Genomic DNA, 15,362 nt, shown 5'->3' with positions numbered 1-15,362 from the left:
CGGCAGTTGCTAGAAAATAATCTATCGCCGTAAAATATTTAAGCACCTTTAGCTATCTCCGGAGCGCACAATCGCCTGGCCAATTTTTCATGATGAATACCGTTTACACTGCCGCTGGCGAACAGGAATATTCATTCCGTAATCCGCTGCCATTTCTGTTGTGCAGCCCGCGCGTACGCCTCTACAGGCATTTGTTTATTTTATTGTTGTTATGGGTGGTGATACAAACCACTGACTTCCGGCCAGCAGCAGCTTACCTGGTTAAAACCATTGCCACCCTGTTTCTGGCAGGTATCGGTTATTGCAATATGTATTGGCTGATGCCTGTTTTTCTTTTCCGGAAAAAGACCCTGCATTATTTCGGGAGCTGTTTATTACTGGCAGCAGCCTCCTATGGCCTGCAGCATGTGTTGCAGCCCATGATGACCGGTTATCTGCTGCCTGGTACCGTAATCAGTCACGATACACCGGAAGACTTCTTTGCCTACATGATTATCATCATTGTGGTTATTGGTGCAGCTACGGCGGTGAAATTATTCCAGCAATGGGTACGTGATACCATCCGGATCAGCCAACTGGAAAACGCCCGGTTGCAGATAGAACTGGCTCACCTGAAAAGTCAGATCAATCCGCACTTTCTGTTCAACATGCTAAACAATACAGATGTACTGATCAGGGTAGATCCGGAAAAAGCATCGGAAGTGATTCATAAACTGTCTGACCTCTTACGTTATCAACTGTATGATGGCGACCGGGAATTAGTGCTGTTGCAGCAGGAAGTCCTTTTCCTGCATCACTATCTGTACCTGGAAAAAATCAGGCGCGATTACCTGGATATACAGCTTATCCATACCGGCCCTGTCGGACAGGTGTGGGTACCGCCGTTATTGTTTATCACTTTTGTGGAGAATGCCATCAAACATAACACGGCCAATGATCCTGCAGCTTATGTACACCTGCACATCAGATATGAAAGCGGGGTACTGACATTCCACTGCAGCAATTCCTGCAAAAAACGGCCGGCTGGCCACCATACGCAATCGGCCGGCATCGGCCTCGCCAATATCCGGCGCAGACTGGAACTGCTGTATCCGGACAAATACGCCCTCCGCATCACGGACGAGGGAGATAGTTATAAAATATACCTGAGCATACAACTATGAACTGTATTATTGTAGACGACGAACCATTAGCCCGGCAGGGGATTAGCCACCTAATCGCCGGTGATACCAGCCTGCAATTGCTGGGCTGTTTTAACAGCGCCTTATCCGCTATGGAATACCTGTCGCTGAATCAGGTAGACCTGATATTCCTGGATATCCGGATGCCGGAGATGACTGGCCTGGAACTGGCCCGCGCTATTCCAAAAGAAACGCTGATCATCTTTATTACAGCTTATGCTGCCTACGCACTCGATAGCTATGAAGTAACTGCGATCGACTATCTGGTAAAGCCTGTGTCTAAAGAACGGTTTTATCAGGCTGTAAAAAAAGCCCATGACTACCTGCAGCTATTGCATATGCATCGGGTACAGGAAAACACCGTCACGCAGATCAATGATGATTTTATCTTCATAAAATCTGATCGCCGGTATCATAAGATATTTCTCCGGGAACTGCTGTATATAGAAGGTTTAAAAGATTATGTAGTTATCTATCACCGGGAAGAAAAGGTGATAACGGGCATGAACCTACGTACTATTTACGCGCAGTTACCACAACCTTTGTTTGTGCGGGTGAGTAAATCGTATATCGTTAACATCAGTCAGATTACGAGCTTGGATAACAACACTATTTTTATCGGGTCGGCGGAAGTGCCTATTGGTAATAGTTTCCGGAAGGCATTCTTTGAACAGTATGTAAAGAAACACCTGATCAGTAAACAGGTCTAAAAACAAAAAAGGAATCAGCGTATGCTGATTCCTTTTTTTCTGCGGTGAGGGAGGGATTCGAACCCTCGGTACAGTTTAACCCGTACGACGGTTTAGCAAACCGTTCCTTTCGGCCACTCAGGCACCTCACCGTAGTTCCCTGAAGGGGTTGCAAAAATAGGAAAAGTTTTATATTCTCCAAAAGCATTTCCCTTTTTTTCGGAAAAATTTCGGAAAAAGATTCCTTACGAAGAGATAATGAGACACCACAACCCTTATCCACACTGAGTTACAGCCATTCTAAAAAAATCATACTTATCAGATAAATTTTAAAAAAACAATAAAAAATGCCGGAATCCGGAGGGGAGGGTAGCTGGTTAACCAGCCATGAGCAGGGTTCTCGTACAAATGAAAGTTATTCCTAATAATTAAAAATGCCGCTCATCGGGGAGGAGCGGCATTTTTAAAAGAGGTTTTGAGGGGTAAAGCTTTACATGGCCGCCAGTTGCACTTTCTGCTGCAACTCAATTACACTGTCGCGGAAGTTATTATCTGTATCCATCAGGTCTTTTACGGTCTGGCAGCTATGGATAACTGTGGTGTGATCCCTGCCGCCAAAATGTTCACCGATGGTTTTCAATGAATTCTTGGTAAATGATTTTGCCAGATACATGGTGATCTGACGCGCCTGTACGATTTCACGTTTACGTGTTTTTTGCAGTAATTTATCGTAAGGCACATCAAAGTATTCACAAACCATTTTCTGAATACTTTCGATGGTAATTTCTTTGGAAGAAGTTTTTACAAAAGACTTCAATACACGCTTCGCCAGTTCCAGGTCAATTTCTTTGCGATTCAAAGAAGATTGCGCCAGCAGGGAAATGAGTGCGCCTTCCAGTTCACGAACGTTTGTCTGGATATTGTAGGCTACATATTTCACTACTTCTTTCGGCATTTCCAATCCATCGTTGCGCATTTTCATTTCCAGAATTTCCATCCTGGTTTCGAAGTCAGGAATTTGTATGTCTGCGCTCAGTCCCCAGCGGAAACGGCTTAGCAGTCGTTCCTGTACGCCATCCAGATCTTTGGGTGCTTTATCTGAGGTAAGAATCAGTTGTTTTCCTGATTGATGCAAGTGGTTGAAGATGGCGAAAAAAGCATCCTGTGTTTTTTCTGCCCGGGCAAAGAATTGGATATCATCTACAATCAACACATCTATCAGTTGATAGAAGTGAATAAAGTCGTTGATGATATTATTTTTAGAGTGATCTATAAACTGATTGATGAATTTTTCTGCGCTCACATACAACACCGCTTTATTCGGATGTATACGTTTTACGTCGTTGCCTACAGCCTGCGCCAGGTGGGTTTTTCCCAGCCCTACGCCACCGTATATAACCAACGGATTGAAGGAGGTGCCTCCTGGTTTTTCTGCCACCGTTTTACCCGCACGCCGCGCCACACGATTACAGTCTCCTTCAATATACGCGTCGAACGTATAATTCGGATTCAACTGTGAATCGATTTGCACCCTCTTAATACCTGGAATGACGAAAGGATTTTTAACCGGATTGTGAATCGTTAGCGGAAAATCTACTTCATTGTCTTTCTGAGGCTTTGTAAACTGCGTGGGCATATTTACCGTTCTGGGATGCTGGTGTGGTGTACCGTTCTCTACTACAATGCGGTATTCCAACCGGGCTTCTTTACCTAATTCTCTTTTAATCGTTTTTCCTAACAATCCCACATAGTGCTCCTCAAGGTATTCATAAAAGAATTGGCTGGGGACCTGGATGGTTAAAACATTGTTTTCAAGTTTAATGGGTTTAATTGGTTCAAACCATGTCTTAAACGGCTGCCATTCCACTATATCCCTAATTATATTAAGACACCTTTCCCAAACTTGTTCGCAAGTTTTATTCATTGAGATAAAAAAAATTAGTTGTTTCTTAATTAAGGATGCTTAGTTCTCGAATTCGAAATTCCTCAACGCAGGATGTTGAAAAATGTTCAGACAGGGCAACGAATATCTGTAGAAAATGTTGAAAAAAAAAATTTATCTACCCTTGTTTATATTGCCCTGATTACAGTGTACCTACCGTCCTCTTTACCCTGCTGCTATTGCTTTACAGCCAAGACGTTGCAGGCTTTTCCGTACTATAAATACGATTGATTAACAGCATCTTTATCATTTTCATTCTCCTTTTTATCATAAATATGGATATATACCTGATAAAATAATATTGCACGTCCTTATCGCAAAAAACCACTTCGGAAAAAACCGGGAGATATTCACAATTTTTCCGGAGAGGGTGCAAAACTATGTTAGTATCTCCATTTAAAAAAATGTGTTTACAATTAGTAATTATGAAACTATTTATTTATATACCCGCGCACTGGTATTATTAAAAATTATTTGCCCGCACTTAGTCGAATACCTTATCTTTGGTCCTTCTGAATTTAAAATAATTTTTCTATGAGTTTTGAAATTACCGGAAAGCTAATTGTGAAGTACAACACGGTACAGCGTAGCGAAACTTTTAAGACAAGAGAGTTCGTTATCGAAAAATCCGATGATATCAACGGCCGTGTGATCAACAACTATATCAAATTTCAGTCGGTACAAGACCGCACTGGTATTGTTGACCGGTTTAATGAGGGTGAAAACGTTAAAGTTTATTTCAATATCAAAGGTACCAGATGGGAAAAAGATGGTAAGGTAAACTACATCACCAACCTGGATGCATGGCGTATGGAATCCGTAATGGCAGCTCCGGCTACCGGCGCAGATCCAATGCCTAACTATGGCGCACCTCAGATGCCGGCTACCGGCGGTAACGACGGCAGCGACGACTTACCCTTCTAATTACACTGACAGCACAGCTGTCAACAGAAAGTATACAACGATTAAAGCGAAGATTGGCGCAGTCCCTCAACTGCCTTTTCTTCGCTTTAATCGTTGTATACCCTTTCCTTGCGGCATTTCACTTATCTTTGCACTGTTTTAGGATAACCACCTAACCCGTCATATGATACAACAATTATCACTCAAATTATTGCCGGCAGATGCCGCCTCTGCTGCACACATCACCCAACAGGCTGCTGCCGAACTGGGTATACCCGCTCACAACATCACAGGTTATCACCTGCTCAAACGCTCTATAGACGCACGTTCCAGGCAAGCATACTTTATACTTACCCTACAGGTATTTATCAACGAACCTTTCCAGGAAAGAGTACATACAGCACCGGTGTACCCTGCATTACCCGCGGATGCACCACATGTCATCATTGCCGGCGCCGGACCAGCCGGTCTGTTTGCTGCACTTCGGCTCATAGAAGCCGGCATCCGTCCTGTTATACTGGAACGGGGCAAAGATGTACGCGCCAGGCGCCGCGACCTCGCCGCCCTGAATAAAACAGGTGTGGTACACCCTGATTCCAACTATTGCTTTGGAGAAGGTGGTGCAGGTACCTATTCTGATGGTAAGCTCTACACCCGGTCCAATAAACGCGGAGATATTAACCGTATTCTCAACATATTTGTTCATTTCGGTGCGGAAGAAAAAATCATGATCGACGCACACCCGCATATCGGCACCAATAAATTGCCGCATATCATCACAGCAATGCGGGAACAAATCATCGCCAGCGGCGGTGAAGTGCATTTTGAACAAAAAGTAACAGCACTCAACCTACACAACAATACTATCACCGGCGTTAAAACCGCCAGCGGAGAAACTTTCGAAGGAAAACATCTCATCCTGGCCACAGGTCACTCTGCCCGTGATATATTTACCATGCTGCACCGGCAACACATTCTGCTGGAAGCCAAACCATTTGCACTGGGTGTGCGTATCGAACATCCGCAGGAACTGATCGACAGTGCCCAGTATCATTGCACCACCCGGGGCGAATACCTTCCGCCTGCCAGCTACAGCCTGGTGGAACAAGTGGAAGGCCGCGGCGTATTCTCTTTCTGTATGTGCCCTGGTGGCATCATTGCACCGGCAGCTACTGATCCCGGCGAACTGGTGGTCAACGGCTGGTCACCTTCCAAACGAAATAATCCCTTTGCCAATTCAGGTATGGTAGTAACGGTAGATGAATCAGACTTCGCACCATTTGCCAAACATGGCCCGCTGGCCGCGATGTACTTCCAGCAAGCGGTAGAAAAGAAAGCCTATGCAGCAGGTGGCGGCAACTTTGTGGCGCCTGCACAGCGGATGACTGACTTTGTACAGAAAAAAATCTCTGCCACACTCCCCGAATGCTCTTATGTACCCGGCCTTCACAGCGCAGATCTCCGCACGGTATTACCCGCTACGGTACATCAACGCCTCGCTGGTGCATTCAAAGCCTTTGGTCGTAAAATGAAAGGATACTATTCCGAAAATGCCGTACTGGTAGCCACAGAATCCCGTACCTCTTCACCGGTACGCATTCCCCGCCTCAACGATACCCTGGAACATCCGCAGGTAGCCGGCCTGTACCCCTGTGCAGAAGGCGCCGGATATGCCGGTGGTATTGTATCTGCGGCGATGGATGGAGAACGCGTGGCGGCTGCGATTGCGGCTAAACTCCGGTAACTTTTCCAGTAGTGGCAAAGAGATTAATTATTGCAGATTAATCCTTATTTTCCAATATGAATCTACTCGAAGTCAAACACCTGAAAAAACATTATGAAACCCACAAAGCGGTAGATGATGTAAGCTTTGACATTCAGCAGGGAAGTATCTTCGGTTTGCTGGGGCCCAATGGCGCCGGCAAAACCACCCTCCTGCGCATGATCACTGGCATCTTCTATCCGGATGAAGGGGAAATATTGTTTAACGGTCATCCTTTTGATCCACGGAATGATACCCGGTTTATTGGCTATATGCCGGAAGAAAGAGGACTGTATAAAAAAATGAAAGTAGGGGAGCAAACCCTTTACCTGGCCCGGCTTAAAGGCATGAGCGAAAAAGATGCCCGGCAGAAAATCAAATACTGGTTCGATAAATTTGAAATCAGTTCCTGGTGGAACAAACGGGTAGATGAACTCAGTAAAGGCATGCAGCAGAAAGTACAGTTCATTTCCACTATCCTGCATCAACCTTCCCTGCTCATTCTTGATGAACCTTTTTCCGGCCTCGATCCCATCAATGCCAATCTGATTAAGGAAGAAATATTCCGGCTCAGCCAGGAAGGTACCACCATCATCTTTTCTACCCACCGCATGGAACAGGTAGAAGAAATCTGCGATCATATCATGCTGGTGAACCAGGGACATAAAATACTGGACGGCAGCGTAAAAGAGATCCGGCAACGTTTCAAACAGGGATTATTTCGTATAGGCCTTGGCGTGACTCCCAATGCGGCTCAGATGGCTACTTATCATTTTACAATTGTACAGGTAGAAGAACAGGGCTATACCTTAAAAATCAATGAAGACAGCAATACAAACGACATACTGTTACATTTTATCCGCCAGGATATCCCCGTTACCTATTTTCAGGAAATACTGCCTTCTATCAACGAAGTATTCATCACCCAGGTTAAGCTAACGGAAAACGGCGCCCCGCAGGCACCCGTTGTACAGTTCACCTGATTATCTGCTTATACTATGGAAAAAATATGGCTCATTATAAAACGGGAATTTCTGACCCGTGTGCGCAAACGCTCTTTCCTGGTGGTGACCCTGCTGGTGCCACTGGCCTTTGCCGCCATGCTCATTGTACCTATATTGCTGGCCACCAGTAACAGTGAAAAACAACGCATTGCCGTCATAGACCGCAGTGGTCTCTTTGCCAACAAATTTCCGGATGCCAATGGTATTTACTTCAAATACCTGCCAGACCAATCACCGGACAGCCTCAAAAAACATTATGAGGAAAAAGGTTATAATGGTGTATTGTTTATTCCGGCTATAGACATTAACCGGCCTTCCGGCATCGAATTTTACAGCAACGGACAAGCAAGCGTATCGCTGGAAAGTAATATCAACCGCAACATCAATGATATCATTGAAAAGAAACGGATGGAACTGCAGGGGATTGATCAATCCAGGCTCGATGGCATCCGTTCTGATATTTCAGCCGAATTCAAAAACGGAAAGGAAGAACAAAAAGGCAGCTCCTGGGTGGCCTATGCCGTAGGCTATGCCAGCGGTTTTATGATCTACATTGTATTACTGCTGTTTGGTACTTCGGTGATGAGAGGGGTGATGGAAGAGAAAGTAAACCGGATTGCAGAAGTGATGATCTCCAGTGTGAAACCTTTCCAGCTGATGATGGGAAAAATTATCGGTATTGCTGCCGTAGGGTTGCTGCAATTCATGATCTGGGGCGTACTGATTGGTATCATCTATACCCTGATACCTTTATTCCTCTCGCCGGAAACTATCCAGGCGGCCAGTCAGGGTGGCGCCATGGCCCAGGGCGATCAGGCGGAAGCCGCCGCTGCTTTCAGCAAGATCCGGGAAATTATGGGTAACATCCACTGGAGCTTACTCATCAGCTGTTTTATTTTCTACTTCCTGGGCGGTTATCTGTTTTATGCAGCACTGTTTGCAGCTGTAGGCAGTCTGGTCAACGAAGATGCCACCGATATCCAACAACTGTCTTTCCCCGTTTCCGTGCCTATCATCATTGGTATTATGATCATGATGAAAGCGGTGCACGATCCTTCCAGTTCGCTGGCCGTATGGGGTAGTATCCTGCCGTTTACGTCGCCGATGGTAATGATGGCCAGGTTGCCTTACGGCGTACCTGGTACCGTACCTTACTGGCAGCTGGGACTTTCTTTTGTGTCGCTGATAGGCGGTTTTATCTTTACTACCTGGATAGCCGGCAGAATATACCGTACCGGCATTCTCCTGTATGGTAAAAAAATTACGCTGAAAGAAGCGGCCAAATGGGTGACCAGAAAATCTTAACCTGCTGTTACAGGCTATCAGGTACGTTTACCTGATAGCCTGTAACCGTTGTATGGTTTGTTCAAAAGTAGTCATGATTTCCTGCACAATTTCCGCAGCTGGTTTTATATCATGTATCAGGGCACTTACCTGACCTATCTCGAGTTCTCCCTCTTCCATATTCCCTTCAAACATGCCTGTTTTAGCCCTTGCACGCCCCAATAATGCCTTGAGGGTCTCTACATCCGCACCGTCATCTTCTGCCGCTTTTACCGTATTGTAAAAGTGATTTTTGATCAGCCGTACCGGTGTCAGTTTTTTCAGGCTTAACATGGTATCACCTTCTTTGGCATTGACAATGGCCTGTTTGAAATTGATATGGGAAGATGCTTCCGGCGTGGTCACAAAACGACTACCGATCTGCACCCCTTCTGCCCCCAGGGCAAAAGCTGCTGCCATCGCCTTGCCACAGCCGATTCCTCCCGCTGCAATCACTGGTATTTTCACCTGTTCGCATACCGCCGGAATCAATACCATGGTCGTTGTTTCTTCGCGGCCATTGTGCCCGCCGGCTTCAAAACCTTCTGCCACCACGGCATCTACGCCGGCGGCTTCACTTTTCAACGCAAAGGCGGCACTGGATACCACATGTACAACGGTTACACCGGCTGCTTTCAGTACAGGGGTCCAGGTTTTGGGATTACCGGCAGAAGTAAATACCACAGGTACTTTTTCTTCCAGGATAATCTGTATCAGCTGTTCGATGTCCGGGTACAACAGGGGTACGTTCACACCAAAAGGCTTATCCGTGGCCTGGCGGCACAGCCGGATATGTTCCCGCAATACGTCCGGATACATGCTGCCGGCGCCGATCAGCCCCAGGCCACCGGCATTACTCACGGCACTGGCTAAACGCCAGCCACTTGCCCAGATCATCCCTGCCTGGATAACCGGATACTGAATATGGAATAAAGAAGTGATTCGATTGTTCATACAAACGAATATAAGCAGAAAGGTATAATGTAGAAAGCCGCAAAGGCAATCCTCACCAGGTACGCGGTACAACCGCTGTGAGAAATGCTTTTACGGCTTTAATATCTTATATGGGGAATTAACCCAGGTCTATTTCTGTATTGTCTCCGATATTCAGGCTTTGACTAAGCCCGCGGATATTGGCATCACTGCCGATCAGGGAAGATTTCAACACCACTTCATACAGGTTACTGAACGACCCGATGATGGAGTCTCTTACAATAGAATAATTGATCACGGTATTATCACCAACGGCCACATTAGGGCCAATGATCGCATTTTTGATATTACAGCCTTCCCCGATGCTTACCGGTGGAATGACAATGGTATTTTCATAAGGCAACACCGGATTGTTGGCGAGCTTATATTTTTTCAGGAGAATAGCATTGGTTTCCAGCAGGGTGTCTTTACGACCGCAGTCGAACCAGTTGCTTACTTTAAAGGCATTGAAACGTACCCCGCGCGCAATCATGCATTCCAGTGCATCTGTGAGCTGATACTCATCATGTGATTTAATTCTGTTGTCTACATTATTCTGCAGGCACTCGAACATTTCACGGGTTTCCTTGATCTTGTAAAGTCCCACCAGTGCAAGGTTTGACTTCGGAATCTGCGGTTTTTCCACCACGCGGGTAATACTACCCTGTTCATCCAGTTCTGCTACCCCAAAGTTCCGCGGATCATCCACCTTCTTCAATCCCAGCATGGAATAGGGCGCGTCAATCACTTCTTTGATATCGCATTCGCAAATGGTATCTCCCAAAACAATCAACACTTCATCATCACCGACTACTTCTCTTGTCAGTAATAAAGCATGCCCTGTACCTTCCCGGCTGTTCTGCTGTACAAAATGACAGGTCAGCTCAGGATATTTCTTCTCCACATAATGCTGTATTTTCTCACCGAGGTAGCCCACTACAAAAACAAATTCATTAATGCCAGCCTCTACCAGCTGATCTACGATGATACTGAGAATCGTGCGACCTGCTAAGGGTATTAATGCTTTGGGTTGTGTGTATGTGTGTGGACGAAGCTTGGTGCCTGCCCCTGCCACTGGTATTATTGCCTTCATGTACGCTGTAGTTAGGATTAGCTCCGAATGCCGCGAAAATAAAACAATTTTAAAAAATTTAAGAATTAGAGATGAAGAATTACCCATTGTTTAACAGATAACCGCAACCCTAGCAGCTATACGCATTTTAGATCTACTCCCGTTTTTTATCCCGAATTCGCCATTGCATTTCATCCAGCTTTACTTTACTTTTGCACCAAATTTTAGGCATCATGCAAAGAGATCAGCAAATATTTGATTTAATCAACCTGGAGTTGGAGCGTCAGCGCCACGGTCTTGAATTGATCGCGTCTGAAAACTTTACCAGTTTACAGGTAATGCAGGCGATGGGTAATGTGATGACAAATAAATACGCAGAAGGTTATCCAGGAAAAAGATACTATGCCGGCTGTGAAATAGTAGATCAAAGTGAACAACTGGCCATTGACAGGGCTAAACAAATATTCGGCGCAGCATATGTAAATGTGCAACCACATTCCGGCGCACAGGCCAATGCTGCTGTAATGCTCGCCATCCTGCAACCCGGCGATAAAATCCTGGGCCTGGACCTGAGCATGGGCGGACACCTCACACACGGTTCTGCGGTAAACTACTCCGGTAAACTCTATCAGCCTCACTTCTACGGTGTTAACAGAGAAACCGGCCTGGTAGAATACGATAAAATGGAGCAGATCGCCCACCAGGAAAAACCCAAACTGATTGTTTGTGGCGCTTCTGCCTACAGCCGCGACTGGGATTACAAACGTATCCGCGAAATCGCTGATCAGGTAGGTGCTTTTGTACTGGCTGATATTGCGCACCCTGCAGGGTTGATTGCAAAAGGCTTACTGAACTCTCCGTTCGAACATTGCCATTTTGTAACCACTACCACCCACAAAACACTGCGTGGACCTCGTGGCGGTATGATCATGCTGGGTAAGGATTTTGAAAATCCATTCGGCCTGAAAACACCAAAAGGTGAAATCCGTCTTATGAGCTCCCTCATCGACACAGCTGTATTCCCTGGTATCCAGGGTGGTCCGCTGGAACACGTGATTGCAGCGAAAGCCGTATCCTTCTTCGAAATCCTCTCCGATGACTACGATGTATACGCCAAACAAATGCTGAAAAACTCCCAGTCTATGGCGAAGAGCTTTGTCAGCAAAGGCTATCAGATCATCTCCGGCGGTACCGACAACCACCTGATGCTGATTGACCTGCGTAACAAAAATATCTCCGGTAAAAAAGCAGAACAAACACTCGTAAAAGCCGATATCACCGTGAATAAAAACATGGTACCATTCGACGATAAATCTGCCTTCGTGACTTCCGGTATCCGTATTGGTGTACCTGCTATCACTTCCCGTGGCCTCAACGAAGGACACATGGGCCAGATCGTTGACTGGATCGATCAGCTGCTGCTGGACGCTGACAATGAAGGCCTCATTACGAAAGTAAGAGGTGAAGTAAATACCTTCATGCAACAGTTTGCCCTCTATCCTGAATTAGGAAAATAAGGTTACCTTATATATAAGGCATTACGCCCTGTATAACAGCCTAAGCGAATCATCTTCGCCAACCGCTGATATACAGGGCGTAATGCTTTTTATGTTATCATGATAGAGAAATATTTGTCACACTTTAAAAAAGCGCGCTATATTTACAGTGTACTAGTTAAGTAGTACACTAAATCACACGATATGGTCAACATACAATCGCTCACCTTTAGTTACCAGAAAAAAAAGCCGCTCTTCACAGGACTAAACCTGCAGCTGGAAGCAGGCCACATCTATGGATTGCTGGGAAAAAACGGCGCCGGTAAATCCACCTTACTGAAACAAATCGCCGGCCTCCTGTTTCCCGACAGCGGCACCTGTGAAGTCATGGGTCGTCCCTCCGCACTCCGCCAGCCAGCCTTCCTGCAGGAAATATTCCTGGTACCGGAAGAATTTTACCTGCCTAAAGTAACGGTGAAACAGTATGTAAAGGTATATGCCCCCTTTTATCCCCGCTTCGATGAAACTGCCTTTAACAGCTACCTGCAGGAATTCGACATCCCCGGCAGTCAACGGCTGACAGAAATGTCGTATGGTCAGAAGAAAAAAGTGCTGATCAGCTTTGCTCTGGCCACCAACACCCGGCTGCTGATTATGGACGAACCGACCAACGGCCTGGATATCCCTTCCAAGAGCCAGTTCCGCAAAGTCATTGCTGCTGCAGTCAGTGAAGAAAAGTGTATCATGATCTCCACCCACCAGGTGCGCGATCTCGATAACCTCATCGACAGCATCGTGGTAATTGATGCCCACCAGATCATTTTCCGGGAAGAAGTGCAGACAGTAACCGAAAAACTTACGTTCAAAACAGTCAGTCACCTGGAAGACACACCTCACATCCTGTATGCCGACACCTCTTTACGCGGCCACACTGTCATCACCAAAAATACCGGAGAAGAACACAGTAAAATGGATATGGAACTGCTCTTCAACGCCATCCTGAAAAATCAATCTTCTATCCGGGAAATATTCCGCTAAAATCTACTTATGAAACAAAATAACTTCTTTGACCTGCACCGGATGCAGCTATACCTACAAAAACATTTTACGGAAACGTATCGTTTCTATCTGTTGGCCACCGGTTCGCTGGTGGGTATCATGATCATGGTACCCATTCTCATGATGACACTGGGTAAAAACGACGCACTCCAACTGATAGACCTCGCGCCGACTTATTACATCGGCCTCTTTGGCGGCGGATTGTTATTTACAGGCAGGTCTTTCGGTGAACTGGGCAATAAAGAAAAATGTGTAGACTACCTCCTGCTGCCGGCATCGCAGTTCGAAAAATTCATCACCCTGTTATTCACCAGTACCATCGGTTTTCTGGTGGTGTACCACCTCGCTTTCTATACCGGCTACCTGGTGGCGGATGCTATCCAGTTCTCTGTACAGCACCAGCATATCCAGACAAACTATACCTTTTTAAGTGACCCGGATGAGAAGACATACGTGTATTACTGCTACTTCATCCTGCAGGCCCTCTTCTTACTGGGCGCCACTTATTATCATAAATACAGTTTCATTAAAACCCTGCTGTCCATCTTTATATTTCTGTTTGGGATGGCTATGCTCAACTGCGTTTTTCTGTTCTGTTTATTTGGTACCGAAAAAAGCATCTGGAAAAGAGGAGTTCCTTTTGTAATGATCAATGTATTAGACCCCAAAGCGGCATACTCCTGGACTACCACTACGTATGTGATTCCGCAATGGTTAAGAGACATTTACCTGTTTGCCATCAGATTCCTGATTGCTCCCGCTATATGGACCATTGCCTATTTCCGGTTAAAGGATAAAGAAATTTAAAACATTGAAAAATGGAATTTAAAGATTCACAAGCCATATACCTGCAGATAGCAGATTACATCTGCGAACAGGTATTGCTCAATAAGTGGCCGGCGGAAGAGCGGATTCCATCTGTCAGAGAACTGGCAGTAACCCTGGAGGTAAATCCCAACACCGTCATGCGTACCTGTGAGCTGTTGCAACAACAGGAAATCATTTATAATAAAAGAGGAATCGGCTATTTCATCAGCAGTGATGCCATCAAAAAAATAAGGCAATATAAAAAACAGGCTTTCATTGCCCAGGAACTGCCCAGTTTTTTCCGTAGTCTTTACCTGCTGGATATAGACCTGGAGGAACTAAAACCTCATTTCGAAAAATTCAAAAAATCTAATTTTAAATAACATGAAAACGAGTAATAAACTACTGACCGGATTCACAGGTACACTCGTGTTATTGATGTTGTTCTCTGCCATTATCCTACGGGTCAATTATAGTAAAGGCATCACGCATAACACTACTCAAACTGTCATAAACCGGGATCATCACAAGGAGACCATTCATCCCTTTAAAGTACTGCTGCTCACCGGCGTTCAGACAACAACGCCCGGCGACATAGAAGAATATGAAAACAGTACACAGATAGATATCAGCTACCGGCCGGAATATTCCCTGCAACACCAGGGGGGCGTTACCTTCCGGCAATATGGTGATACCCTGCATATTACCGCGCAGCCTTCCCACGACATACAACTCACTTGTCCGACACTGGAAACGATCGACTGCCGCCAGGCTGACCTTAACATCGACGGATTTACGTTACCGCTGCTGGCCGTGCATATGGGACAGTTCTCTGCAGCTGTTTTCAGCAACATAAAGGTGAATAACTTCTCTTTTGCCGGCGACCAGGGTAGTAGTCTCAATATTCAGCAAGACAGTAAGGCGGATAGCATCCGGATAAAGCTGGGTAAATCCAGTGCGCTTACTTTTTCAGATATCCCTTACCGTTATGCAGATATTCAGGTAGATAGTTTAAGAGCGCTGCATATTTCCGGTAAAGCATTACAACATATTACCGTTATCAAATAACGTATATACATCTACGTTTGATACCCCCTATCTTATCAGGAGGTAACCCATTACCTCTTCCATCATTATAATAGCAGAACAAAA

At 45.5% G+C, this 15,362-nt stretch carries 14 protein-coding genes and 1 tRNA gene; 11 read left to right on the top strand and 4 right to left on the bottom strand.

Annotated elements, in window-relative coordinates:
* Positions 1-92 precede the first annotated feature (92 nt).
* Positions 93-1,163, top strand: a complete 1,071-nt coding sequence (locus OL444_RS05915) for a sensor histidine kinase (RefSeq protein ID WP_264752008.1) — start codon at positions 93-95, stop codon at positions 1,161-1,163.
* Positions 1,160-1,891: a LytR/AlgR family response regulator transcription factor gene (locus OL444_RS05910; RefSeq protein WP_264734153.1), complete on the top strand. Its 732-nt coding sequence runs from the start codon at positions 1,160-1,162 to the stop codon at positions 1,889-1,891. Before OL444_RS05915 ends, OL444_RS05910 begins: the two co-directional genes overlap by 4 nt.
* A gap of 42 nt (positions 1,892-1,933) precedes the next feature.
* On the opposite strand, the gene OL444_RS05905 is transcribed toward OL444_RS05910, so the two are convergent.
* Positions 1,934-2,022: transfer RNA gene (locus OL444_RS05905), tRNA-Ser, on the bottom strand.
* 338 nt (positions 2,023-2,360) lie between these two features.
* Complete coding sequence (dnaA, locus tag OL444_RS05900) at positions 2,361-3,794, bottom strand: chromosomal replication initiator protein DnaA (protein WP_264734154.1); 1,434 nt, start codon at positions 3,792-3,794, stop codon at positions 2,361-2,363.
* Positions 3,795-4,346: 552 nt separating this feature from the next.
* Between dnaA and OL444_RS05895 the strand changes: the two genes are divergently transcribed.
* The 4 genes from OL444_RS05895 to OL444_RS05880 all read left to right on the top strand — a co-directional run bounded on the left by OL444_RS05895 (position 4,347) and on the right by OL444_RS05880 (position 8,786).
* Positions 4,347-4,736, top strand: coding sequence for a DUF3127 domain-containing protein (locus OL444_RS05895; RefSeq protein ID WP_264734155.1), 390 nt, complete (start codon positions 4,347-4,349; stop codon positions 4,734-4,736).
* Positions 4,737-4,899: 163 nt separating this feature from the next.
* Positions 4,900-6,459, top strand: a complete 1,560-nt coding sequence (locus tag OL444_RS05890) for an NAD(P)/FAD-dependent oxidoreductase (protein ID WP_264734156.1) — start codon at positions 4,900-4,902, stop codon at positions 6,457-6,459.
* Between the two features lie 56 nt (positions 6,460-6,515).
* Positions 6,516-7,460 (top strand): ABC transporter ATP-binding protein, encoded by a 945-nt coding sequence (locus OL444_RS05885; protein WP_264734157.1) that lies wholly within the window; start codon positions 6,516-6,518, stop codon positions 7,458-7,460.
* 15 nt (positions 7,461-7,475) lie between these two features.
* A complete protein-coding gene (locus OL444_RS05880) occupies positions 7,476-8,786 on the top strand; it encodes an ABC transporter permease (RefSeq protein WP_264734158.1) in 1,311 nt (436 codons plus the stop codon).
* A gap of 27 nt (positions 8,787-8,813) precedes the next feature.
* Here the strand turns inward: OL444_RS05880 and OL444_RS05875 are convergent, their stop codons facing one another.
* Together OL444_RS05875 and OL444_RS05870 are read right to left on the bottom strand one after the other, a co-directional pair.
* A complete protein-coding gene (locus OL444_RS05875; RefSeq protein WP_264734159.1) occupies positions 8,814-9,758 on the bottom strand; it encodes an NAD(P)H-dependent flavin oxidoreductase in 945 nt (314 codons plus the stop codon).
* A 118-nt stretch (positions 9,759-9,876) separates the two neighbouring features.
* The gene (locus OL444_RS05870) at positions 9,877-10,869 is read right to left on the bottom strand and encodes a sugar phosphate nucleotidyltransferase (RefSeq protein WP_264734160.1); all 993 of its coding nucleotides are present in this window, start codon (positions 10,867-10,869) and stop codon (positions 9,877-9,879) included.
* A 212-nt stretch (positions 10,870-11,081) separates the two neighbouring features.
* Here OL444_RS05870 and glyA point away from each other — a divergent pair, with 212 nt between their 5' ends.
* The 5 genes from glyA (at position 11,082) to OL444_RS05845 (ending at position 15,278) form a co-directional block, all read left to right on the top strand.
* Complete coding sequence (glyA, locus tag OL444_RS05865) at positions 11,082-12,365, top strand: serine hydroxymethyltransferase (RefSeq protein ID WP_307734787.1); 1,284 nt, start codon at positions 11,082-11,084, stop codon at positions 12,363-12,365.
* Positions 12,366-12,548: 183 nt separating this feature from the next.
* On the top strand, positions 12,549-13,382 hold the full coding sequence (locus OL444_RS05860) for an ABC transporter ATP-binding protein (RefSeq protein WP_264734161.1): 834 nt from the start codon (positions 12,549-12,551) through the stop codon (positions 13,380-13,382).
* Between the two features lie 9 nt (positions 13,383-13,391).
* Positions 13,392-14,210 carry a hypothetical protein gene (locus OL444_RS05855; RefSeq protein ID WP_264734162.1) on the top strand — a complete coding sequence of 273 codons (819 nt, stop codon included), beginning with the start codon at positions 13,392-13,394 and terminating at the stop codon, positions 14,208-14,210.
* 11 nt (positions 14,211-14,221) lie between these two features.
* Positions 14,222-14,593 carry a GntR family transcriptional regulator gene (locus OL444_RS05850; protein ID WP_264734163.1) on the top strand — a complete coding sequence of 124 codons (372 nt, stop codon included), beginning with the start codon at positions 14,222-14,224 and terminating at the stop codon, positions 14,591-14,593.
* Between the two features lies 1 nt (position 14,594).
* Positions 14,595-15,278, top strand: a complete 684-nt coding sequence (locus OL444_RS05845) for a hypothetical protein (RefSeq protein ID WP_264734164.1) — start codon at positions 14,595-14,597, stop codon at positions 15,276-15,278.
* Positions 15,279-15,362: the final 84 nt, after the last annotated feature.

Origin of the sequence: Chitinophaga nivalis (assembly GCF_025989125.1) — a bacterium.
GTDB lineage: Bacteria > Bacteroidota > Bacteroidia > Chitinophagales > Chitinophagaceae > Chitinophaga > Chitinophaga nivalis.
Note: the sequence above shows the minus strand (reverse complement) of the source record. Positions and strands in the feature narration are given on the sequence as shown.

Bases quoted from the DNA above. Each gene is read 5' to 3' on its own strand.
- OL444_RS05915 (WP_264752008.1), top strand. From the start codon at position 93: ATGAATACCGTTTACACTGCCGCTGGCGAACAGGAATATTCATTCCGT.
- OL444_RS05910 (WP_264734153.1), top strand. From the start codon at position 1,160: ATGAACTGTATTATTGTAGACGACGAACCATTAGCCCGGCAGGGGATT.
- dnaA (WP_264734154.1), bottom strand. From the start codon at position 3,794: ATGAATAAAACTTGCGAACAAGTTTGGGAAAGGTGTCTTAATATAATT.
- OL444_RS05895 (WP_264734155.1), top strand. From the start codon at position 4,347: ATGAGTTTTGAAATTACCGGAAAGCTAATTGTGAAGTACAACACGGTA.
- OL444_RS05890 (WP_264734156.1), top strand. From the start codon at position 4,900: ATGATACAACAATTATCACTCAAATTATTGCCGGCAGATGCCGCCTCT.
- OL444_RS05885 (WP_264734157.1), top strand. From the start codon at position 6,516: ATGAATCTACTCGAAGTCAAACACCTGAAAAAACATTATGAAACCCAC.
- OL444_RS05880 (WP_264734158.1), top strand. From the start codon at position 7,476: ATGGAAAAAATATGGCTCATTATAAAACGGGAATTTCTGACCCGTGTG.
- OL444_RS05875 (WP_264734159.1), bottom strand. From the start codon at position 9,758: ATGAACAATCGAATCACTTCTTTATTCCATATTCAGTATCCGGTTATC.
- OL444_RS05870 (WP_264734160.1), bottom strand. From the start codon at position 10,869: ATGAAGGCAATAATACCAGTGGCAGGGGCAGGCACCAAGCTTCGTCCA.
- glyA (WP_307734787.1), top strand. From the start codon at position 11,082: ATGCAAAGAGATCAGCAAATATTTGATTTAATCAACCTGGAGTTGGAG.
- OL444_RS05860 (WP_264734161.1), top strand. From the start codon at position 12,549: ATGGTCAACATACAATCGCTCACCTTTAGTTACCAGAAAAAAAAGCCG.
- OL444_RS05855 (WP_264734162.1), top strand. From the start codon at position 13,392: ATGAAACAAAATAACTTCTTTGACCTGCACCGGATGCAGCTATACCTA.
- OL444_RS05850 (WP_264734163.1), top strand. From the start codon at position 14,222: ATGGAATTTAAAGATTCACAAGCCATATACCTGCAGATAGCAGATTAC.
- OL444_RS05845 (WP_264734164.1), top strand. From the start codon at position 14,595: ATGAAAACGAGTAATAAACTACTGACCGGATTCACAGGTACACTCGTG.